Source organism: Bacillus sp. SD075, from assembly GCF_017355165.1.
Classification (GTDB): domain Bacteria; phylum Bacillota; class Bacilli; order Bacillales; family DSM-1321; genus Peribacillus.
The window spans coordinates 1-24,119 of record NZ_JADILK010000012.1 but is presented as its reverse complement, the minus strand read 5'-3'; the positions used below and the strand labels follow the sequence as shown (position 1 = coordinate 24,119).

Here is a 24,119-nt window from a genome sequence, read left to right as displayed (position 1 = left end):
GGATGTTGACATTATTCAATTATAACTGGCAGGTGCGAAATGAGTGGATCAAGTGGTGCAGGTCCTTACCGAGTGAGGAGCTGAAACGGCAGCGCACAGGAGGGATGGGCAATATATTGAAGACACTCGCCCATATTATTGATGTCGAATGCAGCTGGATCAGGGCCATACAAGGGAAGTCTGATGTCGCGATAGATTTGGACGCTCATGATACGATCGAAGAAGTGGAGGATTTATCTAACCGTTATCACTCTGAGGTCATGGACTATTTGAACTCGCATTCCATTGATGATGAGAATGCGATGATTCAGCCATCTTGGATGGAGGGTACATACGAAAAAGGCAGAATACTGCGCCATCTGATAGCGCACGAAATTCACCATATAGGCCAGCTGTCCATCTGGTCGAGGGAGATGGGCATCGAACCGGTATCCGCGAGTTTAATAGATCGGGATTTATAGGCTTTATGCTTTTAAAACTGGTAATGCGACTTGCTTTACCAGTTTTTTTGTTTTGAATTGAAAAATCGAAATATTTATAGGGGGGATTATTTATATGTTTGAACAACGGAGGAAAAAACGTACTCGATTATTAAAGGTAAAACAAAGTTGATTGGAGCGGGTGTTCGAGACTCCTGCAGGAAAAGCGCGTCAAAGGGAGGAGGCTCCCCGGACCGCCAGCGGAAAGCGGGTGCCTTCCGTTCCAATCAACGCCCAAATTGTACAAGCCAAAAAAATGTAGACAAACTCGATTTTCATCCAGTTTGTCTACATTCTGAGCGCTCCTTAGTATAGGGGTGCTTCCTTTTTTGTGATTAATTGTTTATGAAGATGGAAAAGTTCAACCCTAATGCAAAAGTGACCCATGCGATATAGGGAATCATCGCTAAACCTGATGTACGGTCTATTTTATAAAACTCGAATGCCGTTAATGTAATCAATGTCAGCAGTGCAGCCATTTCAATAAAGGCGGTTCCGCGCAAGCCCCATTTGAAGAATAAAAAAGACCATAAGAAATTCAATCCTAGTTGAGTATCGTAGAGAAGATCAGCGGACTTCGATTCTTTTTCTTTGGATGCAATGCGATATTTCGCTATTCCCATAATCGTATAAAGGCTTGTCCAAGCAACGGGAAAAGTCCAGGAAGGAGGAGCAAAAGCAGATTTCTTGAGTTTTCCATAAATTTCTTTTGATTTCCTTGTGGCGAATATCCCCACAAGTGACCCTCCTACCACTGGCACCAATACACTTTTAGCTAATTTTCCGTAGTCCATACTGGATACACTTCTTTCTTCATAATTTGGCTGTTCTTATACCTTTACCTTTTCATCTGAAAATAAAACATTCCTTTAATAAGGCAGTGTAACTTTCTGCCAAACTTTACGTCGGTACTATTAAGAAAAGGGGGAATACCGATGAACCGTAAAATACTGATGCTTATGTTCAGTTTGTTCTTTTTACTTGCTGGATGCAGCAGTAATGAAAAGGATGATTCAGCATCTAAAGGACAGGATGAAAAGGCGGACAGTAAAATGGACGCTTCAAATTCCGGGAATGAAGTGCAGGAAGAAGTAGCGGAAAAAGAAGGGATGACGGATGAAAGAAAGGTCATCCATCAAGCCCAGCTGGAGTTGAAGGTGAAGAACCTTGAAAAGGCACAAATGAAGATTGAAAATAAGGTGGATGAATATGGCGGATATGTTGTCGAGTCCAATGTATACAGGGAAGATGAAGAACGGGTGGAAGGGACGATCACTGTTCGGGTCCCTGAAGCCCATTTTCAGGATTTTCTAGCCGATAGCGAGGGAGAAGCTTCAAAAGTGGTCGGAAGGAACGTAACAGGACAGGATGTAACGGAGCAATATGTGGATTTAAAAGCAAGGTGGAAGTCAAAGAGGGCAGTGGAGGAAAGGCTGCTTGCATTCATGAAGGATGCTGAGAAGACGGAAGATTTGCTGAAAATATCATCCGATCTTGCCGTGGTGCAAGAAGAAATAGAGCAGTTGACCGGGCAAATGAAATACCTTGAAAACCAGACCTCATATTCAACGGTTACCATCACGTTATCACAGGACCGGATAGTTGTGCCGGGCATTGATAATAAGGAATTGAATACATGGGAGAGAACCAAGAAACAACTTGCAACGAGTGCGAATCTATTACTTAAAGCGGGTTCGGGAATCATTGTCTTTATAATAGGCAACTTGCCTATCCTCATTATATTAGGGGGAGCTTGTGCATTGGTCCATTGGGCGATCAAAAGAAGGGATAAAAGGTGAAGGCAGAAATAGAGGGTGCCAATTAGCGCACCCTCTGACATTTATTTATTCCGTTTATGCAAGCCGGTCACATAATACAGGACTACCAATAGTATAATCCAAATCGGACCAACGATTAGAGCGATTCTTGTATCTGCTGAAAAACCGAGTACTACCATTACGAATACTAAAAAGGCTAAAGTGAAATAAGAAGTGAATGGGAAAAGAGGCATCTTGTAAGACAAGCCTTGTTTTTCTCCCTGACTCATTTTCCGTCTAGACATAATCTGTGTGACAAGTATGGTTCCCCATGTCCAGAGTGCACCGAATGTAGCGACACTTGTGACGTAGGTGAAGACTTTATCGGCTTCCATGTAGTTAAGGTAAACGCCGAAAAGAAGCACGACAGCCGAAACGATTATGGCAACGCCAGGAACGCCTGACTTTGTTGTACGTTCGAAACTTTTTGGTGATTCACCTTGCTGCGCTAGGTTGAATAGCATTCTTCCTGTACTGAAGATCCCGCTGTTACAAGATGAAAGGGCTGCTGTCAGTACGACAAACTGAATGATCCCTGCTGCACCTGGTATACCGATTTTATCAAACATCATAACGAAGGGACTGTTTTCTCCATTCATTTCATCCCATGGAGTGATCGATAAAATGACAGTCAGTGCTAAAACGTAAAAAAGTAAAATCCGGTAAAAAACGGTATCGATGGCTCTTTTTAAAGATTTCTCAGGATTTTTAACTTCACCTGCGGTTACTCCAAGCATTTCAATTCCCAAATAGGCGAACATGACCATTTGGAACGATAGGATGACACCGGAAATCCCATTAGGGAAAAATCCTCCATGTTCAACAAGGTTGCCGAAACCGATCGCGATTCCGCCGTTCCCCAGACCAAAGATGATCATTCCGAAGCCAAGGACGATCATAAGGATGATCGTAATGATTTTAATTAGGGCGAACCAAAACTCCAATTCACCGTAAGCTTTTACAGCAAGAAAGTTAATTGTTGTCATGACGGCAAGTGCGGCTAACGCCCAAGCCCATTGCGGAGTATCAGGGTACCAAAATTGCATATAGATTCCCACTGCCGTAATTTCAGCCATACAGGTGGCAATCCAGACGAACCAGTAATTCCAACCGGTTATATATCCGGCAAGAGGACTGACAAATTCTCTCGCATAGCGGCTGAAAGAGCCTGCGACTGGATTTTTTATCGCCATTTCCCCTAGTGCACGCATGATAAGGTAGATCATAAGTCCGCCAATGGCGTAGGAAATAATGATGGCTGGGCCGGCTAATTTTATCGCAGATGCCGAGCCGAGAAATAAACCGACTCCAATGGCTGCGCCAAGAGACATTAATGCGATATGTCTTTCTTCCAAACCTCTATGTAGTTGAGATTCTTTGGAGTTTTGCATAATTTTCCCCTTTTCTATGTTGGAGTTTAATTTTCTCTATCTAGCATTTTATCACTAGTAGAGGAGAATACATATTATTTATTGATTTTTCACATAATATTACAACTAAATAATATATTTTAATAGGAAGAATGTAAAGAAAAAAATGAAAACGCTTACTATTGAAGAGATCCCATCTGTTTTGATCAAATGTTAATCTTCCAAAATGTATTGTAATGCTATTTAAATAAAGTATAATTATGTGATTTTTCTAAAAATTTAGACTTTTGAATGATGAAAAAGCTGCTCCCGTAAAAACGGCTTTTTCGTTTTATCATCGCCAGATGGCGGGGGCCCATTCAGGATGGTCTATGAAAGGGTTACGATTATGCTGATATTGATTATAAATGATCTCATTTCGATTACGCTCGAAGACATCTACTGGATTCTGTTCATTCCATTCAAGTAAGACAGCCAATTTACCATGATAAGGGGCGGTACCATTGTTCACTTGATTATTTAACTCTAAATCCACTTCCCCAGCATCACCCTCATAACGAATCGCCATATAAAAAAGCATCCGGGCGACATCACCTTTGACACTATCGCGAGGCTCCCACGAATCGGAGTCATAGTAATTTCCTATCGCTTCGGTATGTTCAGAACCTCCATTATCAAAGTCCAGGTTGTTTCTTGTACTGTTGACAGAAGCATCGGTCGGCCGAAGGTGATGCAGGTCGGTGCCGGGTCCTAAAGTGGTACCAAAATCACCATGTGATTTCGCCCATACATGCTCACGATTCCAACCATTAAAACCAGATTCGTTCATCGTTTTTCCTTGAGAACGCCCTGTATAAAGAAGAATGACATTATTGGTGTTATTCGGGCCCTCATCGGTTTTTCGTAAAGCTGCCCAGACATTAGAATACGATATTTCCGAATGGTCATCGATGATTTCATGGAGGGCATTCTTTAGCGAAGACCCTGATTTTCCAATGGCTGAATCATAGTAGGAGCCACCCCCGGTGTCTCCGGTTCTGGTGAATCACTCCCTGAAAACATGGCAGATACATCTTTCAAGCCTGGATGGGTGAAATACGCATTCAGTGTACCGGTTACGGTGACTTTTTTTCCTTTCAAGGAAGGATGTGTTTTTAACCCGAATTCAGAGCGGAAGGAGGATGGAACCTGAACATATACCATACTGGAAATGTTTGTTTTCGAAGAGCTGTCTGCCAATACTATGGCATAATCATTCGAAAAGCTGTTCGTGATGACGGTATTGGCTGTTGTGGGCTGTCCCGTCACATATCCACTAACCGTTTTAATCATGCTATCTTGATTCACAATGGCTTGGGAAACGGAGTAAGGAGATGACAAGCTGCCATCGCCAGCCACGGCTAGTGATGGGGTAATGAAAAGAGTGGGAATAAAGAAAGGAAGCACGAGTAAAATGGACAGGGAAATTCTTGATTCAGGTTTTGTGAACAGGTCATTCCTCCATTGATCGATTCATTTCATTCCCATTTCCAGAGAAATCGGTATGTATATGTATGTTATGGATATTAGGTGCTTTCTGCTTCTGCATTGTCAAAAATGAGGGAAAACAGCTAGTGAAGCTTAGCGGAATTTAGGGAAATAGCCCGGGAAATATCGAAGCCTGTTATGGAAATGAAATGGATAAAAAAAACCGTCAGCATGCTACTGACGGTTTTTTTTACTCAGTTTTATAAGAAGACTTTGAATGAGACTCAATAATAATGATCCGATTAAAGCTCCCCAAAATGAATCTATTACAAAGCCACTGACGGTATAGGAAGTAATTTGGAATGTGAAGGCATTTATAATGAATGAAAACAACCCGAACGTCAGGATGGTGATCGGCAATGTGATAAGTTGGAGAATGGGTCTAACCAGCAAGTTCATGATCGATAATATAAAAACCGCAAGCAAGGCTGTTCCGTAAGATTTAATCGTGATGGAGTCGAGAAGCCAGTCAATAACGAGCAATATCAGCCCGTTGATAAGAAAACGCATTATTATGTTCATGAAAAACTCCTCCTGCAGGCACTTTACTACAAGACATTATACTAAAGTTTCATGAATTTCAGTTATATGTTTGCAGAATTGTCACAAAAAAAGGAATACGATATGTATTCCCTCAGGTTGGAGAGGACTCCTTTTATGGTCATACACTGTAGACGAATTCGAAGAAATCGGGCTTGGTAACCGTTTTTTTCTATGAAAAACGTTCCAGTTGCTTCAAAAATCCGCTCCCTTTCCACAAAGGAACCCATTAGTCTACAAAATGGGACTCATTAGGTTTTATTTAGAAGTTGTTGGCAATGACCTTTTCGAATTCACTTAATTCCATTGTGTTTTTCAATTTTGGATTGGTGTCTAGGGAAAGCAGGGCGCTTTCGATGAGAAAGATTCGCGGTTCAACGTTTTGTAATAATTCCTCTTGGATAAAGTGAATCAATTTTAAGTTTTTAACCCGTTCCGCTTCATCATCGTGGCATAGCCTTAAGATCATCTTTTTTAGGTCATTTGCAGAGTGCAGGAGTGCTGTATGAAAATCCTGCTGTGTATGGAAGCACTCAGGCAGCCATTGCTTGATGAGATCAGGTTCCAAAAGCTGTACTTTTGACTTGCTGACATCTTCGAAAATCGATTTAATCCTATCGACACAATAACGGATAATTTCAGTAGGGTTGAAATCGGGCTCTTTAGCCAAGGCATTAAAATGAATCGTTTGATGCATCATCCCAGAGTAAAGAATGGCACAGTCCAAAACATAGGGTTTTTTATCAGCACCGAATATGTCCAGAAACCGTTTTGATAGCCAATGGATATGTTGGAATTTAGCATGTGTTATGAAGTTCTTAAGTTCCGCATCATTTGAAATCATTACTTCCTCGTATAAGGAAAAGAGTTTATTGCTTTTGTTGGAGTGCATTTGTAATTCGGATTGTTTGATGAATATTTCAATATCTGCAAGGTTTTTTCCAATCAGCAATTCATTCCGCTCTTTTTCTAATTTTTCTTGGGAAGTTAGGAAGACGGCCTTTAGCAATTCGCTTTTAGAAGAAAAATAGTTATAAAATGTTCCTTTTGAAATGCCGCTATAATCCAAAATGTCCTGAATGGAAGTTGCTTGATATCCCTTTTCGATAAATAATTGGTGTGCATAATTAACTACCATTTGTTTGCGCTTATTCATATATATCACCCTTACTCTTATTGGACGGTCATTTTAACGTAATAGTATCTTATTTTCTATACGAACACAAACCAGTATGTTTACAATTTCTCTAGCAAAATTAGGGTGAAGGCCTTATGTTTCAGCCAATTTATGAAGTGGCTTGCAGAAGATATGGTTCACAAAAGTATTGGAAAATTCAGTTTCTATGCATCCATCTATTCGTCATGTAACAAAAGGTTGATGAAGTGAACAAAGTCACAGGAGAACACTTCGGTTTGTTATACGATAGTAGGAAATAAAAATAGCGCAAAGTAACCATGAATATTCGTCATCAATCTCGATTACTATCCCATTGGTAGGAGAAATGATAAAATCACTTGTCATGAAGGAATATGGGTTATAAGGGTCGTATACCATTATTAGGAATTAAATTGTGGCAATACGTTGTTCTGCCAACGTTTATAGCTTATTGATTATCCACATTATGGTTGGTAGAGAAATTGTAACATCAACTAATAAATAATAAATTCATTATTATATTAAAATTATTATAAATAAGTATTGATTTTTTTCTGAGAAGCTTTATCATTATATACATAAATAATAATGAAAAGGTGGTTCAATTATGTCTAATAAGAAAAACCTAACTACAAGCTGGGGAGCGCCAGTTGGAGATAATCAAAACTCGATCACTGCCGGCGAACGCGGCCCGGTTCTCATTCAGGATGTACACTTATTGGAAAAGCTAGCCCACTTCAACCGTGAACGTGTGCCTGAACGTGTAGTTCATGCGAAGGGCGCCGGTGCATTTGGAACTTTCGAAGTAACGAACGACCTTTCTCAGTACACGAAAGCTAAACTTTTCAATGGTGTGGGCAAGAAGACAGATCTATTTATCCGTTTCTCCACAGTTGCAGGTGAATTGGGTTCTGCTGATACAGTCCGTGACCCGCGTGGTTTTGCTGTTAAATTCTACACCGAAGAAGGAAACTACGATATCGTCGGTAATAATACGCCTGTATTCTTTATTCGCGATGCGATTAAATTCCCCGACTTCATCCATACACAAAAAAGAGATCCTAGAACACATTTGAAAAACCCTACGGCAGTTTGGGATTTTTGGTCACATTCACCGGAATCTTTGCACCAAGTAACGATTCTGATGTCAGACCGGGGCATTCCTGCTACACTCCGTCATACACATGGTTTCGGAAGCCACACATTTAAATGGGTGAATGCTGAAGGAAAAGGCGTTTGGGTGAAATACCACTTCAAAACAGAACAGGGCATCAAAAACCTTGATGTGGATCTGGCTGCAAAACTAGCAGGTGAAAATCCTGATTACCATACGGAAGATCTTTTCAATGCCATTGAAAAAGGGGACTTCCCTGCATGGAAATTATATGTTCAGATCATGCCTCTGGAAGATGCGGATACATACCGTTTCGATCCATTCGATGTGACGAAGGTCTGGTCTCAAAAAGATTATCCGCTAATCGAGCTTGGCCGTATGGTATTGAACAGAAATCCTGAAAACTACTTTGCCGAAGTGGAGCAGGCCACGTTCTCACCGGGAACATTCGTACCAGGGATTGAAGCTTCCCCAGACAAGATGCTTCAAGGACGTCTATTCGCATATGGAGATGCACACCGTTACCGTGTGGGTTCGAATCATAACCAGCTTCCGGTGAACCGGCCGAAAGTGGAAGCGAACAACTATCAGCGTGATGGCTTCATGCGTGCAGATGACAATGGCAAGGGATCTGTTTATTATGAGCCGAATAGTTTTGGCGGTCCTGCCGAATCAACTGAAAATAAAGTCACTCCTTTCGAGGTGACTGGGAAGGCTGCACAAGTTGGTCATAATAGTGATGATCACTACACTCAAGCAGGTGACTTATACCGTCTATTGAGTGCCGAAGAGAAAACCCGCCTTGTTGACACGATCGTGGGTGCAATGAAACCTGTGGAATTGGAAGAAATCAAGCTTCGTCAAATCGGTCATTTTTACAAAGCCGATCCAGAATACGGAACGCGCATAGCCGAAGGCTTAGGTTTGCCCGTACCGCAAGAAGCATAAAATAGAGGCTCTCAATCTAGTAAAATGTGAACAGGCATCCATTCATGAATGGATGCCTGTTTTGTTTGTTTATGGAGGGCTCCGTTATATAAATGACATCCGACAAGTTCGGTAAGAATAGATAGTTATAAATGTTTGTAGGGAAGTCATGCCGTCAGGTCAATGGGGGGCCAGTTACTCAGATTACCGGTAAAGGTTGGAATTAATGACTAGCAAAAAGAATCAGGACTTATAACGTTCTTAAAAGATTGAATGTTCTTCCATGATGAAATGAAGATGAGCGATCAAGAAAATCCGGTTAATGACTTTTTGAATGAAACCCATTACTGGGAGGATGAAAGCTGGTGCGCTCACCGGTTTTACCGGCTATTCCTGGGTATCGGGATGGATCTGAATGAAAATGGAACGATAGGCTTCAGGAGATTTGCAGAAAATGTCTTTGTATTGCCTCACAATTTATCCGACATTTGAAGCATCTTGGCTGGATCAAAGAAGAAGATCGGATGGCGAAATTCATAAGATATCGAAAACTAGACCCTGAGAATGAGTATGGAGAACTGAGCATATCAAGCATTCTGGATCGCTTTGGTTCATTTTGAGGAGTGACTTTTTAATAATCATGTAGTCCAGAACAAGGTGCTTTGGCAATAATTAAATCGAATCAGCATACATTTGGTTAAGAGGAGGTGCAGTATGGACGTTTTTGTGAGGCAGAATGATTCCTTGTGGTATTATAGCCAATTATTCAAGGTGAATTATCAACTTATCATTGATTCCAATAGTGGGATTGATCCACTTGCACTTATGATTGGCCAACAAATCAAAATTCCTGGCTTTACGGCTACCCCCTATAGCATTAAGCAAGGTGATTCGTTATGGGAAATTGCCAGGTCACGTAATCTTTCATTGGATGCCCTATTTTTGGTTAATCCCAATCTCAACCCGAATGCCCTGCAAGTTGGTCAGGTAATTTCTGTGCCATTAAGGATTACGTGGAGGCTAATTCAAGGAAACCGGGAATATGATTATGGGACGATGATGACCGATGTAAGACGTTTGAAAAATATCTATCCATTTATTAAAACCTCCCCCATCGGGGACTCGGTTCTTGAAAGGGATATCCCCGAAGTGCTGATTGGAAATGGTAACAAGCGAGTTCATTATAATGGTTCCTTTCATGCGAATGAGTGGATAACGACGCCTGTGATCATGACCTTTTTAAATGATTATTTACTCGCAATCACGAATCAGGCTGACATCCGCGGCCTATCTATGTTTCCCATTTATCAACAGACGATGCTGTCGATCGTCCCAATGGTGAATCCAGACGGAGTGGAGCTGGTTCTGAAAGGCCCGCCTGAGACATTGAGAGGCCGGCTCGTCGAATGGAATAATGGCAGCGATGACTTCTCTGGCTGGAAAGCGAATATTAACGGGGTGGATCTGAATGATCAATTTCCCGCCAAATGGGAGCTGGAACAAGCTCGCAATAATGTAATGGAGCCAGGTCCGGCAAATTATCCCGGGGAGGGGCCGCTTACACAGCCAGAAGCTATTGCAATGTCAGCGTTGACAAGAAAACGTGATTTTGGCAAAGTCCTTGCTTTCCATACTCAAGGAGAGGTCATTTATTGGGGGTTTGAAGGTTTGGAACCGCCGGAGTCGGAAACGATAGTCAATGAGTTTGCGAGGGTCAGTGGATATGAGCCTGTCAAATCCGCCAATAGTTACGCAGGGTATAAGGATTGGTTCATCCAGGATTGGCGAAGGCCGGGGTTTACCGTGGAGCTGGGGAAAGGAACGAACCCCTTGCCTATAACACAGTTCGATGAGATTTATCAGAAATCGCTTGGGATTTTCTTAGCAGGGTTATATATGTGAAATCTGACCAATTTAAAAAGCTCGACTCCGTTTACATGGGGAAGAGCTTTTTAGTCTTATAAACTATTAGACTTGAAACGATGAGGGCTGCTGCAAAAAATAAGTAAAGGTATGCTTTACTTATCGATTGCATGATTAATTCACCTTTTAGCCTAAAATTAACGGACATTCTCCATGTCCCAGTAAGATTGCAGCCCCTACCAAAAGGCATTCTAATAGTATTGCAGTAAAGGAGTCTTTTGACTTCCTTAGCGCTAGTATTGGCCCCACCTACGCCATATACTTTGACGGCCACGCATGCCATCCAACCTACTTTCATTATAATAGAAAGCGCTTACATTTACAAAAATAATCGTAATGCAAATTTCGACATTTGCATAAGTGTCCCTTACCAGTAGGTGGGGAATGGGCATATTACTGATAAGGGCCCTATAAGATTCAGGTTAATCTGCAATGAATTCATGTAACTTTTGCGTTAGGCCACCATTGCCGAATTTAATGAATTTTGTCTTTCCTGCATCTTGTTCCGGGGTAGAAGCGAAATCCAAAAAGGCTAAAAGGTTGATGCGGCGGTGAAGAATATGGACAATGCCATACTCATAGAACCAATGATCGATCGTGTTGTAAACCCCTCTATTCAGTCGATATTTCTGCTGGCACCAATGGAAAAATAGTCTGTCAGGAAGATTAAGGTACTCCATATCTTCTAAGCCCCCATTTTTCTTCTCAGTCATGACAGGGGAAATGGTCCGTAGCAATTCCTTTTGCATAGTAAACTCCTCCCTCATTGATAAAAACGAAAAACCCCCTATTCCTTTTGAATAGAGAGCCTCCAGTGAACTAGTCAGCTTATATATACTTGATATAAAACCAGTATAAAGTGTATTAATCCTATTTGTCAAGTTGGTATTTGAAAACTAAAATGAATAGAATCATTTCCATTTTTCAGTGTGATTTTAAATGAAAATACGAATAAATATTTATGTTTATTCTTTTATAGTTCGTATATAATGATTTTGAAGTATTAAGGAGGAGAGACTGAATGTATAAATCGAAAAGGATTTTATTATTGGGCTCGGGTGAATTGGGGAAAGAGGTCATACTTGAAGCACAGCGACTTGGTGTGGAGACCGTTGCTGTAGACCGCTATGAACATGCCCCTGCCATGCAAGTCGCTCACCGCAGTTATGTTATCGATATGCTGGATGCGGAACAATTAAGGGGAATTGTAGAAAAAGAACAACCTGATTTGATCGTACCGGAAATCGAAGCCATCGCTACATCTGAATTAGTCAAATTGGAAGAGGAAGGCTTTCAGGTCATTCCGACGGCAAGAGCGGCAAAATTGACCATGGATCGTGAAGGAATCAGGAGGTTGGCTTCTGAAACCCTGGAAATTCCGACCGCAGCCTACAAATTCGCTGATACATATGAAGAATTTGTCCAAGCTGCCAAGGAGGTTGGCTTCCCGAATGTCGTCAAACCGTTGATGAGTTCCTCAGGTAAAGGGCAAAGTGTATGCCGAACGGAAGGCGACCTGGAGGATTGCTGGAAAATCGCGATGGAAGGCGGCCGGGTTCAAAATGGACGGGTGATCATTGAAGAATTTATCCGTTTTGATTCCGAAATTACGCTGCTTACTGTCCGGGCCGTGAATGGTACCATGTTTTGTGCTCCAATCGGTCACATTCAGAAGGGCGGGGATTATATTGAATCCTGGCAGCCGCATAATATGACAGAAGCGCAAATAATGGAAGCGAAAAGAATTGCCCATGCCATTACGGATGAACTTGGCGGGTACGGATTATTCGGGGTTGAGCTTTTCCTTTCAGGGGATAAAGTCTATTTCAGTGAAGTTTCCCCACGTCCGCATGATACGGGGCTAGTGACATTAGTGACTCAGAACCTGTCAGAGTTTGCCCTTCATATTCGGGCGATTCTGGGATTTCCCATCCCGGAAATCAAGCTGATCAGCCCAGGTGCCAGCCGTCCATTAAAAGCGCAAGATGAGTTATCGGAATATTCTATAGCCGGTGTTGAACAAGCTTTGGCTTTACCGAATACACAAGTGCGTCTTTTCGGAAAACCAGTTACAAAGGCAGGGAGAAGGGTCGCGGTTGCCCTGTCGTCTGCCGATTCAATCGAGTTGGCGAGAGTGAATGCGGCCCGTGCTTTGGAATGTTTAGTTGTAGAGAAATAATAGTGAAAAAAGCGCTCTTTGAATGGAGCGCTTTTTCTTATGGTGCATGACCTCCATAACCAGGACCCCGACTATAGGGGATTCGGAAGAAACTCATCCCGAACCATGTTTAAGACTAGGCTGGACTTATGGTTTTTTCTTGTTTTATGAAACCCTCACTAGTTTGAACAAATTTATGACACTCCTGCCGAATAACTGGCTAGCCAAGTCCCGCAGCCGCTTGGCAGACAGGGAGCGGATTTCTGAAAACAACGGGAACGTTTTTCTTTTCCCCACGATTTGAAGAGGTTGAATGAAAAGAACTTTGTTCATGATCACTTCCCACGCTGGTGTTAACCCAATCTTTTTCATTCTCTAAATCATGTAAAATGCCCCCACTACTGATGATTTTCCTGCATAACCAACAACTTCATAAAAGTGGCATATAATTTCGAGGCATGCTGCCTTTACCTTGTCTTAACAATTATCCTACTGCATTTTTACATAGCCTTGACATTGAGTTCATTTTCTTCACCTATAGTTTAATTAAAGAGAAAATATTAAGGGGAGGTCATTCATTTGAATCGCACATGGAGTAAAAAGGTTTTACCCATCACACTCGTTTCTGCATTAGCATTTGGAAGTATATCATGGTCCGCTGGGGATCGTGTTTCGGCAAAGGGGAATCCAAAAAAAGAACCCGAAATCAAGAACGTGATTTTTCTGATCGGTGACGGCATGGGTGTTTCCTATACCTCCGCTTACCGGTATTTAAAAGATAACCCTGGTACGAAGCTGGCAGAACGGACAGAGTTTGATAAATACTTGGTTGGCCAGCAGATGACTTACCCAGAAGACTCTGCACAAAATATAACGGATTCAGCTTCAGCCGCAACGGCAATGTCTGCCGGAGTGAAGACTTATAACGCCGCCATTGCAGTGGATAATGATAAATCTGAAGTCAAAACCGTATTGGAAGCAGCAAAGGAAAAAGGAAAAGCGACGGGATTGGTTGCCACTTCAGAAATCACGCATGCTACACCTGCATCATTTGGCGCCCATGATGAAAATCGGAAAAACATGAATTCAATCGCAGACGATTATTATAATGACTTGATCAAGGGAAAACATAAAATCGACGTCTTATTGGGCGGTGGGAAATCCAATTTTGTCCGGCCGGATGTCAATTTGGCGAAAGCCTTCGAAAAAGATGGTTACAGTTATGTTACTGATAAAAATCAAATGCTTAAGGACAAAAATGAGCAGGTCCTTGGTTTATTCGCTTCTGAAGGACTCCCAAAAATGATTGACCGCCCAAGTGAAACGCCTTCTTTGGAAGACATGACAAGTTCGGCGATTAAGCGTTTGAATAAAAATAAAGATGGATTCTTTCTTATGGTCGAGGGAAGCCAGGTTGATTGGGCAGGACATGATAATGATATCGTAGGTGCAATGAGTGAAATGGAAGACTTTGAAAAAGCATACAAAGCGGCCATCGAATTCGCGAAGAAAGACAAACATACCTTAGTGGTGGCTACTGCGGATCACTCTACAGGAGGATTCTCGATCGGAGCCAAAGGAATATATAACTGGTATGGTGAACCGATCAAGGCAGCCAAACGTACCCCTGACTTCATGGCGGATGCCATCGTCAAAGGGGCCGATGTTGAAAAGACTTTAAAGAAATATATTAACCAAAATGAAGTGAAACTAACTGATGATGAAATCAAAACGATAACAGAAGCTGCCAAATCAAAAGATGTGACGAATGTCGATAATGCCATTGAAGCGATATTCGACAATCGGACCAATACTGCATGGACTACCGGGGGGCATACGGGTGAAGATGTTCCGGTCTACGCATACGGGCCATATAAAGAACGTTTTGCCGGGCAGGTCGATAACACGGATCATGCCAAAATCATCTTTGACCTATTAAAGAAAAAGTAATAACACTTCAGGGAGGGATTCAATGAACAGACTGATGATTGGTGCCCTGTTATTGACGGCATTTGGTGCTCTTAATACCCAACCAGCTTACGTAGAAAAAACGCCAGCTAAAGAAAAAACGGAAGAAATTGCCCGACCACTGGAAAAAAAGGATGTCTATGTTCCGAGTCCACAGCTTCCTGATGATATAAACTTGAACCAGGTCGGTCATAACGTTTCCGATGCAAAAGGCGAATTAACTTTGAAGGCCTATAAAAATGTGAATGAAACGTTGAATGTTGGCCCGATCGAGGTTAAAGTCAAAGAAATGAAAGTGATGCATGCCACTCCGGATTACAGCATGATTGATTTCTTTCACGGGTATACGCATGATGAAGATTTCGATATCGTAAAAGTGAACGTGGAAATCAAAAATAATACGGATAAAAAAATCAAGTTTTCCCCAGTGGCTTTCCTTGAAACGGACAGCGGAGAACATCTGACATGGGAAGATGACATCTACTTAGAAGAACTTACTGGCGAAATGGAAGGAAACGGATCAAAAAGCGGAAACATTGGTTTCATTTTAATTGATGGAAACATAAAAGGCATATCCCTCATGACAAGTGATGCGGTGGATGAAGAAGGGGAAGTCCTTGCCAAAGGGAAGTTAGCTGAATTCGCTTTTTAAAGGATTTGGCGTATGAATGCCTTATAAAAATCAAATACTAGAACAAGTGATAGGGATTTCTATCACTGAGCGGAATATCCAAATCCTAATGATGAGGTGACACAGAATGAGCTATAAAGATCAATTAGATCCACATTCTCAAAAGTTTCACCATAATTGGACAAGACCTAAGCGTTCAAAATCTCAAGTTAATGGCCATACGCAAGAATCGCAAACAAACATTATACTAAGAAGCAATGCAAAGGCTCACAGGTGGTAAAGGATATTTCCGAAAAAAGAAGGAGGCTCTCAGCGAGTCTTCTTCTTCTTTATATTTAATCCAGAATCAACTAAAACGATCAAGGCATACATGGCTTTTCATTCATAATTATGATACCATTTACCTTTAAGACTAAAGAGATGAGCCTGGCGTGAAACCGGAGTTTTGATTCCGATTGAAAAGTTTCACCTTATACAAATAGAGGACGTGAATTATATTGATAAAAATTGAAATCCCAACAGCGGATATAAGCATCAAACAAAGAAAGCAAGTTATAGAAGGAGACGAAGCTGTCATTCCTGAAATTTACGGATTTATCGATTTTCATTTGATTCCCCGTGATAAAGGCGGCATCATCTTGTTTTACAATGAAAAAGATGAGCTTATCTTTGTCGGTAAAGCTCGTAAATTAAGACCAAGGGTCAAGAAGCATTTCGAGGATAATGTTTCTCCGATTAAAGAGCATCGTAATGAAGTCAAGAAAATTGACATTCTTTTAGTCGAAGACGCTATGGAACGTGAAATCTATGAAACGTACATGATCAATAAACTTCATGCTAAATACAACGTCGACAAAGTGTTTTATAAGTAAGGAGTACCTATGAAGAGCTGACTGCATATGCACTCAGCTTTTTTGTGTGCAAACTTAAGTTTACATATGTACAAAAAAAAATTCGTACATTTACAGCTTCTCCATGTTAGGTTAACAATGTTGGTTTATATTTAGAGTATTCCAATACATTCTCAGGAGGAAGCTATTGAAGAAAATACTTTGTAAAAAGGTGTTGGTTATCTCGATCGGGACAGTGATTGCCTTTGGGAATTTAACGTGGTCCGTGTCACAAGCTTCTAAACTGGCGAAACAGAGAGAGATTGAAACTTTTGAACAAGAGACAGTAAAATCTTCAGGGTGGGAAATGGCGGAATAAGGACAGTAATCAATGATTTTTTCTTGAATTGCAACAATGATAAAGAAAAATGTATTGGATAATGAAACGTTGTTGATGATCAGTTGCTTGTCAATATGGAAGGACAATAAATGATAAAAAAAGCAATGGAGGTTCATTACACTTGATGTTAGTGTGATTGGGCTTCCATTTAAATTTTATTTTTAGTTTTATGAAGAATGTCAGCACTTTTCATTTATCCGTGAATGCCCATGCAGCAGTATCGGAGCAATCGTGATTACATTTGTTCGGGAAAAGTATTCGGAGGTAATTTTGAAAAAAACTTGCAAATAGTAATGATTACGTTTTATGATAAGGGAGTGTTTTTATAAAAGCGATAGCTTTAGCGTTTAAATCGTAATGATTTTGATTTATGATTGGAAGGAAATCAGGCAAAGGGGTGGAAAGGATGGAGATGAAGAAAATTCCGGTTACGGTATTGAGTGGATACCTTGGTGCGGGAAAGACGACGCTTTTGAATCATATTCTTGAAAATCGAAATGATCTGAAGGTTGCCGTCATCGTTAATGATATGAGTGAGATCAATATTGATGCTTCGCTGGTCAAACAGGGAGGGTTTACCCGGACGGATGAAAAACTGGTGGAAATGCAGAATGGCTGCATTTGCTGTACGCTTCGTGAGGATTTGATGATGGAAGTGGAGAAATTGGCGAAACAAGGGGATATTGATTACATCGTGATTGAATCGACTGGGATAAGCGAACCGGTACCTGTGGCCCAAACCTTCTCCTATGTTGATGAAAGCATGGGGATTGATTTATCGGAATATTGCCGGCTTGATACGATGGTTACCGTTGTTGATGGTTATAACTTTTGGCAAGACTTCACTTCCGGAGAAACACTTATTGACAGGATGCAGGCAACTGATTCTGCGGATGGCAGGGAAGTGGTCGATCTATTAATAGATCAGATAGAGTTCGCCAATGTCATCCTGTTAAATAAAATCGATCTAATGGATGTTGCCGCCGTTGAGAAATTGAAAGCGGTTCTTCATAAAATGAATGCGGATGCGAGAATCATCGAAACAAACCACTCCAAGGTGCCGCTAAAGGATGTATTGAATACACATTTATTTGATTTTGAAGAGGCAAGCCAAGGAGCTGGCTGGATAAAGGAATTGAATGAAGAGCATATTCCGGAGACCCTGGAGTACGGAATTTCTTCCTTCGTTTACAGAAGGAAAAAACCCTTTCATCCCGAGAGACTGATGGAGTGGTTAGAAAACTGGCCCGTACAAGTGGTGAGGGCAAAGGGCTTCATTTGGCTGGCAACGAGAAACGATACGGCCGGCTTGCTATCGCAGGCAGGACCGTCATTAACTTTACAAGCAGCCGGAAAATGGATTGCTGCATACTCTGAGGAAGAACAGCACCAAATTTTAAAGGAAGCACCAGAATTATTGGAACGGTGGAATGCCAAATATGGTGACAGGATGACGGAGCTGGTGATGATTGGCATTCAAATGAATCAACAGGAAATAGAAAATGAATTAGATCAATGCCTATTGACGGAAATTGAGTTACAGCAGGATTGGTCCCTGTATGAAGATCGTTTGCCTGCATTTATGGAAATCGTTCATTAAAAAAATTCAGGAGGAAACAAAAATGAGAGTAAACATTACTTTAGCATGCACAGAATCAGGGGACCGAAATTATATCACGACGAAAAACAAGCGGAATAACCCGGACAGGATCGAATTGAAAAAGTACTGCCCACGATTAAAGAAGCACACGCTTCATCGTGAAACGAAGTAATTTTGAGGTTTAAACCGTAATGTTTATGTTTTCTAGAAGAGAATGGCCGTAAAAGGAGGGAGGTTCATGGTATATGACAATGGCTGCCTTTTCACTTAGGTCAGGAAAAACGATAGTGGGGCTGGCGATTGTGGATAGAAATGCAGAACAATTGGCAAGATGGAAGCATTGTCCATTCCACCTGACTTACATAAAGCAAGGAGAAAGGGAATTATGCCGCATTGGCCAGACTCCCTCGTGATTCCTCGCCGACAAGGGTCCACAATCGTTGTGGAGTAACGGGGAGGCCTCGTGGATATATGCGCAAATTCAACATGTCACGTATCGTTTTTAGGGAACTTGCCCATAAAGGGCAACTGCCGGGTGTCAAAAAGTCAAGCTGGTGAAACGGGGGAAAGGGGATTTAAGGATGAAGTGGCTACCGCGCCCGCTAATGTAATTCGGGCTTTACAACTTAGGATAAATGCGGTGTATTAAGAAATTACTTTATTGATAGTAAGGAAAGTTCTTTTGCCTGTGAATTTTGTTGAACATTGAAGAAGCGGCGTGTAGAGTGAACGTTAAAAAAGCAGAAATCTCTAAGACTCTGCTTTTTTTAGTATGAAACTTTTTACCTTTGGAAAAATTCAATCCACTCTTTTTCCGGTCCATAAACGTAGAAATAGCGATAACCATTTGGAAGGGTGACTATTTCTTCATCAATCAGCTCGGTGTTATCCAAGCTTTTGATCCTTGCATATTCTACTTCGATATCATCCACGGTAATGGCAAAATGGTGGATCGTTGCTTCAGATGGGAGTGTGTCGCTATATCCCTGAATCAATTCTATTTCTGTTTCATCCGACTCTTCGTAACCGAGGAATGCCAGTTCGATTACCCCATTGGTATGAGTCATGCGTGCTTTTAATTTTAAATCCAGCACATCTTGATAAAAAGCGATGGATTTTTCAAGATCTTTTACAACAACGCCAATATGATCGACCCTTTTCGCAGCCAAGAAATCTTCCTCCTTCATTATATCCAGGTGCAATAAGCTAATATTAGTATATATAAGATTATTCGGAATTTAATTACATTTTTATAGCCGTTTTTAGATAATTTTATAAATGGTGTTAAAAAGGGAAAGTGTTGGTGAATCATAAAAAAATGAAAAATAACTTAGTGGATAATACTTTTCTTCCATAATATCTCTTGATTGATTCTTTTCATGGAAAGAATGGTATTATCATTTTCCATGGCTAAAATTTGTTTCTAAATGGAATAGTCGATATACTATGGAAACAACTCCATTATTAATGGATATGAGAGGAGAGGTAGTATGGGAAAAATTCGTGAAGGTGAGGTTTTCACCCTTACCGATGACAGTGATGAAGGCCATGAAGTTGAGGTTTTAGGATCATTGGATGTAGAAGGAACGGAATATGTTGCAGTTGGTTTGCTTGAAGATATTGAAGAGGATACAGATGAAGATATCGATATTTTCTTTTTCAGGGTCGAAGGTGAAGGTGAACTGCTCGATATCGAATCGGATGAAGAGTTCGAAAAGGTATCATTGGCGTTTGAAGCGGCATTTGAAGCGAAAGAATGACAAGAGGAAAGACGGCACAATTTGTGCCGCCTTTTTTTTATGTATTATAGAAGCATTGGCCCCGCCTTCGCCAAATACCATGATAGCCACGCGTGCTATCCAGCCTTACTTAAGTATAGGGTTGTTTTATTGATAGGACGTGTACTCCATATGAAGATTTTGTTAATAAACGGAGTATTTTTCCATACCTGGGCATAGGATAAAAAAGTGGAGGTGATGGGATGGCCGTTGTAAAGCACACTGATGCAGATCTTGCCTTATTGGCAAGATTGCTTAGAGCGGAAGGTGAGGGTGAAGGGGATCAAGGCATGTTGATGATCGGTAATGTAGGAGTCAATCGGATTAGGTCGAATTGTTCCGATTTCAAAGGGCTGAGGACGATTCCAGACATGATTTACCAAGAGCATGCTTTTGAGGCTGTACAGAAGGGGTATTTTTATCAGCGGGCAAGGGAGAGGGAAAAAAGGCTTGCACGCCGAAGTGTAATGGGTGAAAGGCTATGGCCCTCTAAATTTAGCCTATGGTACTTCAGGCCACCTGGAGATTGTCCGGCAACCTGGTATAATCAGCCACTGGTTGGGCGGTTCAAGCTCCATTGCTTTTATGAACCAACAGGTACAGAATGTCCAAATATTTATAATACATTTTAAGGAGGAGGCTGAACCTTACGGAGGTTTGGCCTCTTTGTACATCCATCTCTAACTAGGAAAAATCATATGATAAAACTGGCAAATAATTTACTGATACTGTAAAATTGAGACTGTGAATTTCCGGTTAAGAAAGGAATAAAAATATAGATGAGTAAAAGGCTTATTAATTATGGACAGGGGCAAATGGGGGAACAGCCGGAGGATAATACCGAGAAATTTAAGTCTTTCATGGAGAACAACCCGGACGCCATTTCCATTGTTGATCTGGATGGTAAGACCCTTCAAGTGAATGCAGCTTTTGAAGAGTTTTTCGGTTGGACGAATGATGAGCTGCTTGGCATGCCGTTTCCAATTATTCCTGATTTCTTGAAGGAGTCAGTCAATGAATTGCATGACCAAATTAAGTCAGGGATACAAAAGAAAGGCTTTGAAACGGTCAGGCTAAAGAAGGACGGCCAGTTAATCGATGTAAGCATTTCCCTGTTCAATATCCGGGATGATGGAAATGAGCCGTGTGCACTGGTTTTCGTTTATCGGGACATCACGAATCAAAAACTTGCTGAAGCTGCCTTGAAGGAAAGTGAGCAAAGGTATCGCAGTTTAGTGGAGGTGTCACCTGAAGCGATTTTTGTGCATCGTAATGGGATCATCGAATATATGAATCCCATGGGGGCAAAAATGCTTGGGATGGATAGTGTGGAAGATATTATTGGTAAATCGGTTTTTCAGTTCGTTCACCTGGAGTCCCGGGAAAGTGTACAAAAAAGAATCGAGATCATGAGGGACGATCATCAGGCGGTTGGCTTACTGGAACAAAAGTTCATTCGGCTTGACGGACAAGTATTTTATGGAGAAACACTCGGCCTTCCGATTATTTATAAAGGTCAACCAGCCATACAGGTATTCTGTAGGGATATTACGGAGCGTAAAAAGACCGAAGAACTGATCTGTCAATCCAATATGTTATCGGCGGTAGGACAGATGGCTGCTGGCATCGCACATGAAATAAGAAATCCATTAACGACGGTCAAAGGATTTTTACAATTATTAAGAGAAGACCCTGAGCAAAAGGACTATCTTGAAATGACGGTCAGTGAAGTTGGAAAAATCGAAACCCTGGCCAATGAATTTTTAAGTTTAGCAGAGCCTGAAGCAAAGGTTTGTGAATTCATTCAGCTTAACGATATATTGGATAGTGTGATTACGTTATCCGAGTTTCAAGCGATATTGAATGATGTTGAAATCATCAAGGAATATAATACGGATTCGGCTTCTGTCTTTGGCGAACCGAATCAGTTGAAACAAGTATTCACGAATGTCGTCAATAATGCGATAGAAGCCATGCCGAATGGCGGCAAACTTCATATACAGGTACTCCATGAAGGAGGATCTGCAATGATCCGATTCATTGACCAAGGCTGTGGAATCTCAAATGAGCGCATGAAACATCTTGGGCAGCCTTTTTATAGCACCTCTGAAAAAGGAACAGGGTTTGGGCTCATGGTCAGTACTAAAATCATCCATGAACATAATGGGGAAATTCAGTTCAGCAGCGAAGTGGGAGAAGGGACGATTGTAGATATCAGTCTTCCCATCAATGAAAGTACACAATGAAAAGTGACGAGAAGCCATGCTCTCGTCACTTTTTGGTTTATAGCTTAACGATCGTTCTGCCTCTTGCTTCCCCTTTTAAAAGGGTAGGAAGGACGTCAGGCAATTCTTCCAGTGTAATTTCCTGTTGAACGAGCTGTTTTAAATGCTCGGGTTTAAAGTCGGTAGCAAGGCGTTGCCAAACTTTCAATCTAGTATCCATCGGGCAATTGACCGAATCGATCCCAAGTAAATTAACCCCCCTTAGGATGAATGGAAAGACGGTGGCAGGAAGGCTTGTACCAGCTGTCAACCCACTGACTGCAACAGCTCCGCCATACTTGATTTGGCTAAGGACCGAGGCTAGCGGTTCACCGCCGACGGGATCCACCGCCCCGCTCCACTTCTGTTTGCCCAGTGCCCGCAGCTTGCCATCATATACATCTTCCCGCGATACAATGGTCGTTGCACCGATTTCCTTTAAGTAACCATGTTCCGATTCTTTTCCAGTACTTGCTTCCACGGAATAGCCAAGTTTGGAAAGGATCGCAACTGCGAAACTGCCCACCCCGCCAGTTGCACCAGTGACGAGAATGCTCCCTTGCTCAGGGGTGAGGTTATTTTCCTCCAGCCGCAGAACCGATAAGGCTGCAGTGAAACCGGCCGTACCGATGATCATTGCCTCTTTCATTGTAAGGCCATCGGGAAGCGGGACGATCCACTCTGCAGGAACACGGGCAAATTGACTGTAGCCGCCGGATTGCGAAACGCCAATCCCATAAGAGGTCGCAAGGACTTCGTCCCCTTCTTTAAAGCGCGAGTCTTCAGATGAAACGATGACACCAGCCATATCAATTCCTGGAACGATCGGATAGCTGCTGACAATGTTTCCATTAGGAATGGTGGCGAGGCTATCTTTATAGTTCACACCGGAATAATGAACACGGATGAGCACTTCGCCTTGAGGTAGATCATCAAGTGATAGTTGCTGAATGTTAACGGTGAATTGATCCTCTTTCTTGTTCACGACTAATGCATCAAATTGCTGTATCATGTTTTTTCCCCCTTTAAATAATGGATCTATCCCATTATAAAAGAAAAAATATAGGAATGTATAATGATACAATTCTAAATAAGTAGCGCTTGCTTTTCTTTCTGCTTCTAAAAATGGTACTATTAGATTTGATTCAGTTCATATTAAAGGAGATGTTTTACATGGCTAAAAAAGGATACATACTTATGGCAAATGGAGAAAAGATCGAATTCGACCTTTTCCCGAACGAAGCACCGAACACAGTGGCTAACTTCGAAAACTTAGCAAACACAGGATTTTATAATGGAGTGGTCTTTCACCGTGTCATCCCTGGTTTCGTAAGCCAAGGCGGAGATCCAACAGGTACGGGTGCAGGCGGAAGCGGCAAGCAAATCAAATGTGAAACAGTAGGCAACCCTCACAAACATGAGGCAGGAAGCCTATCGATGGCACATGCTGGGAAAGATACAGGCTCTAGCCAATTCTTTATCGTGCACGAACCACAACCGCATCTTAACGGTGTTCACACAGTATTCGGTAAAGTGACATCTGGACTTGAAACAGCCAAAGCTATGAAAAATGGCGACAAAATGGAAAAAGTAGAAGTTTTTGACGCTGAGTGATGAAAGCGAAAAGAGGGGCATTA

General features: G+C 41.6%; 27 protein-coding genes and 2 pseudogenes. 19 read left to right on the top strand and 10 right to left on the bottom strand.

Going from position 1 to position 24,119, the window contains the following annotated elements; translation table 11 throughout:
* Positions 1-2: 2 nt before the first annotated feature.
* On the top strand, positions 3-461 hold the full coding sequence (locus IOC57_RS11070) for a DinB family protein (RefSeq protein WP_207438771.1): 459 nt from the start codon (positions 3-5) through the stop codon (positions 459-461).
* 353 nt (positions 462-814) lie between these two features.
* Here the strand turns inward: IOC57_RS11070 and IOC57_RS11065 are convergent, their stop codons facing one another.
* Positions 815-1,273: a TspO/MBR family protein gene (locus tag IOC57_RS11065; protein ID WP_207438770.1), complete on the bottom strand. Its 459-nt coding sequence runs from the start codon at positions 1,271-1,273 to the stop codon at positions 815-817.
* A gap of 141 nt (positions 1,274-1,414) precedes the next feature.
* Between IOC57_RS11065 and IOC57_RS11060 the strand changes: the two genes are divergently transcribed.
* On the top strand, positions 1,415-2,278 hold the full coding sequence (locus IOC57_RS11060) for a DUF4349 domain-containing protein (RefSeq protein ID WP_207438769.1): 864 nt from the start codon (positions 1,415-1,417) through the stop codon (positions 2,276-2,278).
* A gap of 41 nt (positions 2,279-2,319) precedes the next feature.
* Here IOC57_RS11060 and IOC57_RS11055 read toward each other — a convergent pair whose 3' ends face one another.
* The 5 genes and pseudogenes from IOC57_RS11055 to IOC57_RS11035 form a co-directional block, all read right to left on the bottom strand.
* Positions 2,320-3,687 (bottom strand): amino acid permease, encoded by a 1,368-nt coding sequence (locus IOC57_RS11055; RefSeq protein ID WP_207438768.1) that lies wholly within the window; start codon positions 3,685-3,687, stop codon positions 2,320-2,322.
* A gap of 313 nt (positions 3,688-4,000) precedes the next feature.
* Positions 4,001-4,681, bottom strand: a pseudogene (locus IOC57_RS11050) (endonuclease I family protein); the annotation flags it as partial.
* Entirely contained in the window at positions 4,639-4,998 is a 360-nt protein-coding gene (locus tag IOC57_RS11045; RefSeq protein WP_286184765.1) for a DUF6359 domain-containing protein, read from the bottom strand. The gene IOC57_RS11045 and the pseudogene IOC57_RS11050, both read right to left, overlap by 43 nt.
* A gap of 369 nt (positions 4,999-5,367) precedes the next feature.
* The gene (locus IOC57_RS11040) at positions 5,368-5,715 is read right to left on the bottom strand and encodes a phage holin family protein (protein WP_207438766.1); all 348 of its coding nucleotides are present in this window, start codon (positions 5,713-5,715) and stop codon (positions 5,368-5,370) included.
* 280 nt (positions 5,716-5,995) lie between these two features.
* On the bottom strand, positions 5,996-6,889 hold the full coding sequence (locus IOC57_RS11035) for a TetR/AcrR family transcriptional regulator (protein ID WP_207438765.1): 894 nt from the start codon (positions 6,887-6,889) through the stop codon (positions 5,996-5,998).
* A gap of 607 nt (positions 6,890-7,496) precedes the next feature.
* Between IOC57_RS11035 and katA the strand changes: the two genes are divergently transcribed.
* The 3 genes from katA to IOC57_RS11020 all read left to right on the top strand — a co-directional run bounded on the left by katA (position 7,497) and on the right by IOC57_RS11020 (position 10,832).
* A complete protein-coding gene (gene katA, locus IOC57_RS11030; protein WP_207438764.1) occupies positions 7,497-8,951 on the top strand; it encodes a catalase KatA in 1,455 nt (484 codons plus the stop codon).
* Between the two features lie 276 nt (positions 8,952-9,227).
* Complete coding sequence (locus IOC57_RS11025; RefSeq protein ID WP_207438763.1) at positions 9,228-9,422, top strand: hypothetical protein; 195 nt, start codon at positions 9,228-9,230, stop codon at positions 9,420-9,422.
* A gap of 222 nt (positions 9,423-9,644) precedes the next feature.
* On the top strand, positions 9,645-10,832 hold the full coding sequence (locus IOC57_RS11020; RefSeq protein ID WP_207438762.1) for a M14 family metallopeptidase: 1,188 nt from the start codon (positions 9,645-9,647) through the stop codon (positions 10,830-10,832).
* A gap of 443 nt (positions 10,833-11,275) precedes the next feature.
* Here the strand turns inward: IOC57_RS11020 and IOC57_RS11015 are convergent, their stop codons facing one another.
* Positions 11,276-11,602: a hypothetical protein gene (locus IOC57_RS11015; RefSeq protein WP_286184749.1), complete on the bottom strand. Its 327-nt coding sequence runs from the start codon at positions 11,600-11,602 to the stop codon at positions 11,276-11,278.
* A gap of 272 nt (positions 11,603-11,874) precedes the next feature.
* On the opposite strand from IOC57_RS11015, the gene purT reads away from it, so the two are divergent.
* On the top strand, positions 11,875-13,032 hold the full coding sequence (gene purT / locus IOC57_RS11010) for a phosphoribosylglycinamide formyltransferase 2 (protein ID WP_207438761.1): 1,158 nt from the start codon (positions 11,875-11,877) through the stop codon (positions 13,030-13,032).
* A 144-nt stretch (positions 13,033-13,176) separates the two neighbouring features.
* Here the strand turns inward: purT and IOC57_RS11005 are convergent, their stop codons facing one another.
* On the bottom strand, positions 13,177-13,344 hold the full coding sequence (locus IOC57_RS11005; RefSeq protein WP_207438760.1) for a hypothetical protein: 168 nt from the start codon (positions 13,342-13,344) through the stop codon (positions 13,177-13,179).
* A 246-nt stretch (positions 13,345-13,590) separates the two neighbouring features.
* Between IOC57_RS11005 and IOC57_RS11000 the strand changes: the two genes are divergently transcribed.
* The 9 genes and pseudogenes from IOC57_RS11000 to rpsN form a co-directional block, all read left to right on the top strand.
* Positions 13,591-14,961 (top strand): alkaline phosphatase, encoded by a 1,371-nt coding sequence (locus IOC57_RS11000; RefSeq protein WP_207438759.1) that lies wholly within the window; start codon positions 13,591-13,593, stop codon positions 14,959-14,961.
* A 22-nt stretch (positions 14,962-14,983) separates the two neighbouring features.
* The gene (locus tag IOC57_RS10995) at positions 14,984-15,631 is read left to right on the top strand and encodes a DUF4352 domain-containing protein (RefSeq protein ID WP_207438758.1); all 648 of its coding nucleotides are present in this window, start codon (positions 14,984-14,986) and stop codon (positions 15,629-15,631) included.
* A gap of 106 nt (positions 15,632-15,737) precedes the next feature.
* The gene (locus IOC57_RS10990; RefSeq protein ID WP_072272311.1) at positions 15,738-15,890 is read left to right on the top strand and encodes a YpzG family protein; all 153 of its coding nucleotides are present in this window, start codon (positions 15,738-15,740) and stop codon (positions 15,888-15,890) included.
* Positions 15,891-16,101: 211 nt separating this feature from the next.
* Positions 16,102-16,482: a nucleotide excision repair endonuclease gene (locus IOC57_RS10985; RefSeq protein WP_207438858.1), complete on the top strand. Its 381-nt coding sequence runs from the start codon at positions 16,102-16,104 to the stop codon at positions 16,480-16,482.
* Positions 16,483-16,648: 166 nt separating this feature from the next.
* Complete coding sequence (locus IOC57_RS10980; protein WP_155726482.1) at positions 16,649-16,819, top strand: hypothetical protein; 171 nt, start codon at positions 16,649-16,651, stop codon at positions 16,817-16,819.
* 427 nt (positions 16,820-17,246) lie between these two features.
* A complete protein-coding gene (locus IOC57_RS10975) occupies positions 17,247-18,440 on the top strand; it encodes a GTP-binding protein (RefSeq protein ID WP_286184740.1) in 1,194 nt (397 codons plus the stop codon).
* Between the two features lie 22 nt (positions 18,441-18,462).
* Positions 18,463-18,612, top strand: coding sequence for a 50S ribosomal protein L33 (gene rpmG / locus IOC57_RS10970; RefSeq protein WP_034310390.1), 150 nt, complete (start codon positions 18,463-18,465; stop codon positions 18,610-18,612).
* A 73-nt stretch (positions 18,613-18,685) separates the two neighbouring features.
* A complete protein-coding gene (locus IOC57_RS10965; protein WP_207438757.1) occupies positions 18,686-18,853 on the top strand; it encodes a hypothetical protein in 168 nt (55 codons plus the stop codon).
* A pseudogene (gene rpsN / locus IOC57_RS10960) lies at positions 18,810-18,998 on the top strand (30S ribosomal protein S14); the annotation flags it as partial. The gene IOC57_RS10965 and the pseudogene rpsN, both read left to right, overlap by 44 nt.
* 224 nt (positions 18,999-19,222) lie before the next feature.
* On the opposite strand, the gene IOC57_RS10955 reads toward rpsN, so the two are convergent.
* Positions 19,223-19,609, bottom strand: coding sequence for a VOC family protein (locus IOC57_RS10955; RefSeq protein WP_286184738.1), 387 nt, complete (start codon positions 19,607-19,609; stop codon positions 19,223-19,225).
* A gap of 321 nt (positions 19,610-19,930) precedes the next feature.
* On the opposite strand from IOC57_RS10955, the gene IOC57_RS10950 reads away from it, so the two are divergent.
* The 3 genes from IOC57_RS10950 to IOC57_RS10940 all read left to right on the top strand — a co-directional run bounded on the left by IOC57_RS10950 (position 19,931) and on the right by IOC57_RS10940 (position 22,464).
* On the top strand, positions 19,931-20,200 hold the full coding sequence (locus tag IOC57_RS10950; protein WP_034310405.1) for a DUF1292 domain-containing protein: 270 nt from the start codon (positions 19,931-19,933) through the stop codon (positions 20,198-20,200).
* 221 nt (positions 20,201-20,421) lie between these two features.
* Positions 20,422-20,850 carry a cell wall hydrolase gene (locus tag IOC57_RS10945; protein ID WP_207438754.1) on the top strand — a complete coding sequence of 143 codons (429 nt, stop codon included), beginning with the start codon at positions 20,422-20,424 and terminating at the stop codon, positions 20,848-20,850.
* A gap of 147 nt (positions 20,851-20,997) precedes the next feature.
* Positions 20,998-22,464: a PAS domain-containing sensor histidine kinase gene (locus tag IOC57_RS10940; RefSeq protein WP_207438753.1), complete on the top strand. Its 1,467-nt coding sequence runs from the start codon at positions 20,998-21,000 to the stop codon at positions 22,462-22,464.
* A 37-nt stretch (positions 22,465-22,501) separates the two neighbouring features.
* Here IOC57_RS10940 and IOC57_RS10935 read toward each other — a convergent pair whose 3' ends face one another.
* Entirely contained in the window at positions 22,502-23,494 is a 993-nt protein-coding gene (locus IOC57_RS10935; protein ID WP_207438752.1) for an NADPH:quinone oxidoreductase family protein, read from the bottom strand.
* Between the two features lie 161 nt (positions 23,495-23,655).
* Between IOC57_RS10935 and IOC57_RS10930 the strand changes: the two genes are divergently transcribed.
* On the top strand, positions 23,656-24,096 hold the full coding sequence (locus IOC57_RS10930) for a peptidylprolyl isomerase (protein WP_207438751.1): 441 nt from the start codon (positions 23,656-23,658) through the stop codon (positions 24,094-24,096).
* The last annotated feature ends 23 nt before the right edge of the window (positions 24,097-24,119 follow it).

Bases quoted from the DNA above. Each gene is read 5' to 3' on its own strand.
- IOC57_RS11070 (WP_207438771.1), top strand. From the start codon at position 3: ATGTTGACATTATTCAATTATAACTGGCAGGTGCGAAATGAGTGGATC.
- IOC57_RS11065 (WP_207438770.1), bottom strand. From the start codon at position 1,273: ATGGACTACGGAAAATTAGCTAAAAGTGTATTGGTGCCAGTGGTAGGA.
- IOC57_RS11060 (WP_207438769.1), top strand. From the start codon at position 1,415: ATGAACCGTAAAATACTGATGCTTATGTTCAGTTTGTTCTTTTTACTT.
- IOC57_RS11055 (WP_207438768.1), bottom strand. From the start codon at position 3,687: ATGCAAAACTCCAAAGAATCTCAACTACATAGAGGTTTGGAAGAAAGA.
- IOC57_RS11045 (WP_286184765.1), bottom strand. From the start codon at position 4,998: ATGATTAAAACGGTTAGTGGATATGTGACGGGACAGCCCACAACAGCC.
- IOC57_RS11040 (WP_207438766.1), bottom strand. From the start codon at position 5,715: ATGAACATAATAATGCGTTTTCTTATCAACGGGCTGATATTGCTCGTT.
- IOC57_RS11035 (WP_207438765.1), bottom strand. From the start codon at position 6,889: ATGAATAAGCGCAAACAAATGGTAGTTAATTATGCACACCAATTATTT.
- katA (WP_207438764.1), top strand. From the start codon at position 7,497: ATGTCTAATAAGAAAAACCTAACTACAAGCTGGGGAGCGCCAGTTGGA.
- IOC57_RS11025 (WP_207438763.1), top strand. From the start codon at position 9,228: ATGAGCGATCAAGAAAATCCGGTTAATGACTTTTTGAATGAAACCCAT.
- IOC57_RS11020 (WP_207438762.1), top strand. From the start codon at position 9,645: ATGGACGTTTTTGTGAGGCAGAATGATTCCTTGTGGTATTATAGCCAA.
- IOC57_RS11015 (WP_286184749.1), bottom strand. From the start codon at position 11,602: ATGCAAAAGGAATTGCTACGGACCATTTCCCCTGTCATGACTGAGAAG.
- purT (WP_207438761.1), top strand. From the start codon at position 11,875: ATGTATAAATCGAAAAGGATTTTATTATTGGGCTCGGGTGAATTGGGG.
- IOC57_RS11005 (WP_207438760.1), bottom strand. From the start codon at position 13,344: ATGAACAAAGTTCTTTTCATTCAACCTCTTCAAATCGTGGGGAAAAGA.
- IOC57_RS10995 (WP_207438758.1), top strand. From the start codon at position 14,984: ATGAACAGACTGATGATTGGTGCCCTGTTATTGACGGCATTTGGTGCT.
- IOC57_RS10990 (WP_072272311.1), top strand. From the start codon at position 15,738: ATGAGCTATAAAGATCAATTAGATCCACATTCTCAAAAGTTTCACCAT.
- IOC57_RS10975 (WP_286184740.1), top strand. From the start codon at position 17,247: ATGGAGATGAAGAAAATTCCGGTTACGGTATTGAGTGGATACCTTGGT.
- rpmG (WP_034310390.1), top strand. From the start codon at position 18,463: ATGAGAGTAAACATTACTTTAGCATGCACAGAATCAGGGGACCGAAAT.
- IOC57_RS10965 (WP_207438757.1), top strand. From the start codon at position 18,686: ATGACAATGGCTGCCTTTTCACTTAGGTCAGGAAAAACGATAGTGGGG.
- IOC57_RS10950 (WP_034310405.1), top strand. From the start codon at position 19,931: ATGGGAAAAATTCGTGAAGGTGAGGTTTTCACCCTTACCGATGACAGT.
- IOC57_RS10945 (WP_207438754.1), top strand. From the start codon at position 20,422: ATGGCCGTTGTAAAGCACACTGATGCAGATCTTGCCTTATTGGCAAGA.
- IOC57_RS10940 (WP_207438753.1), top strand. From the start codon at position 20,998: ATGAGTAAAAGGCTTATTAATTATGGACAGGGGCAAATGGGGGAACAG.
- IOC57_RS10935 (WP_207438752.1), bottom strand. From the start codon at position 23,494: ATGATACAGCAATTTGATGCATTAGTCGTGAACAAGAAAGAGGATCAA.
- IOC57_RS10930 (WP_207438751.1), top strand. From the start codon at position 23,656: ATGGCTAAAAAAGGATACATACTTATGGCAAATGGAGAAAAGATCGAA.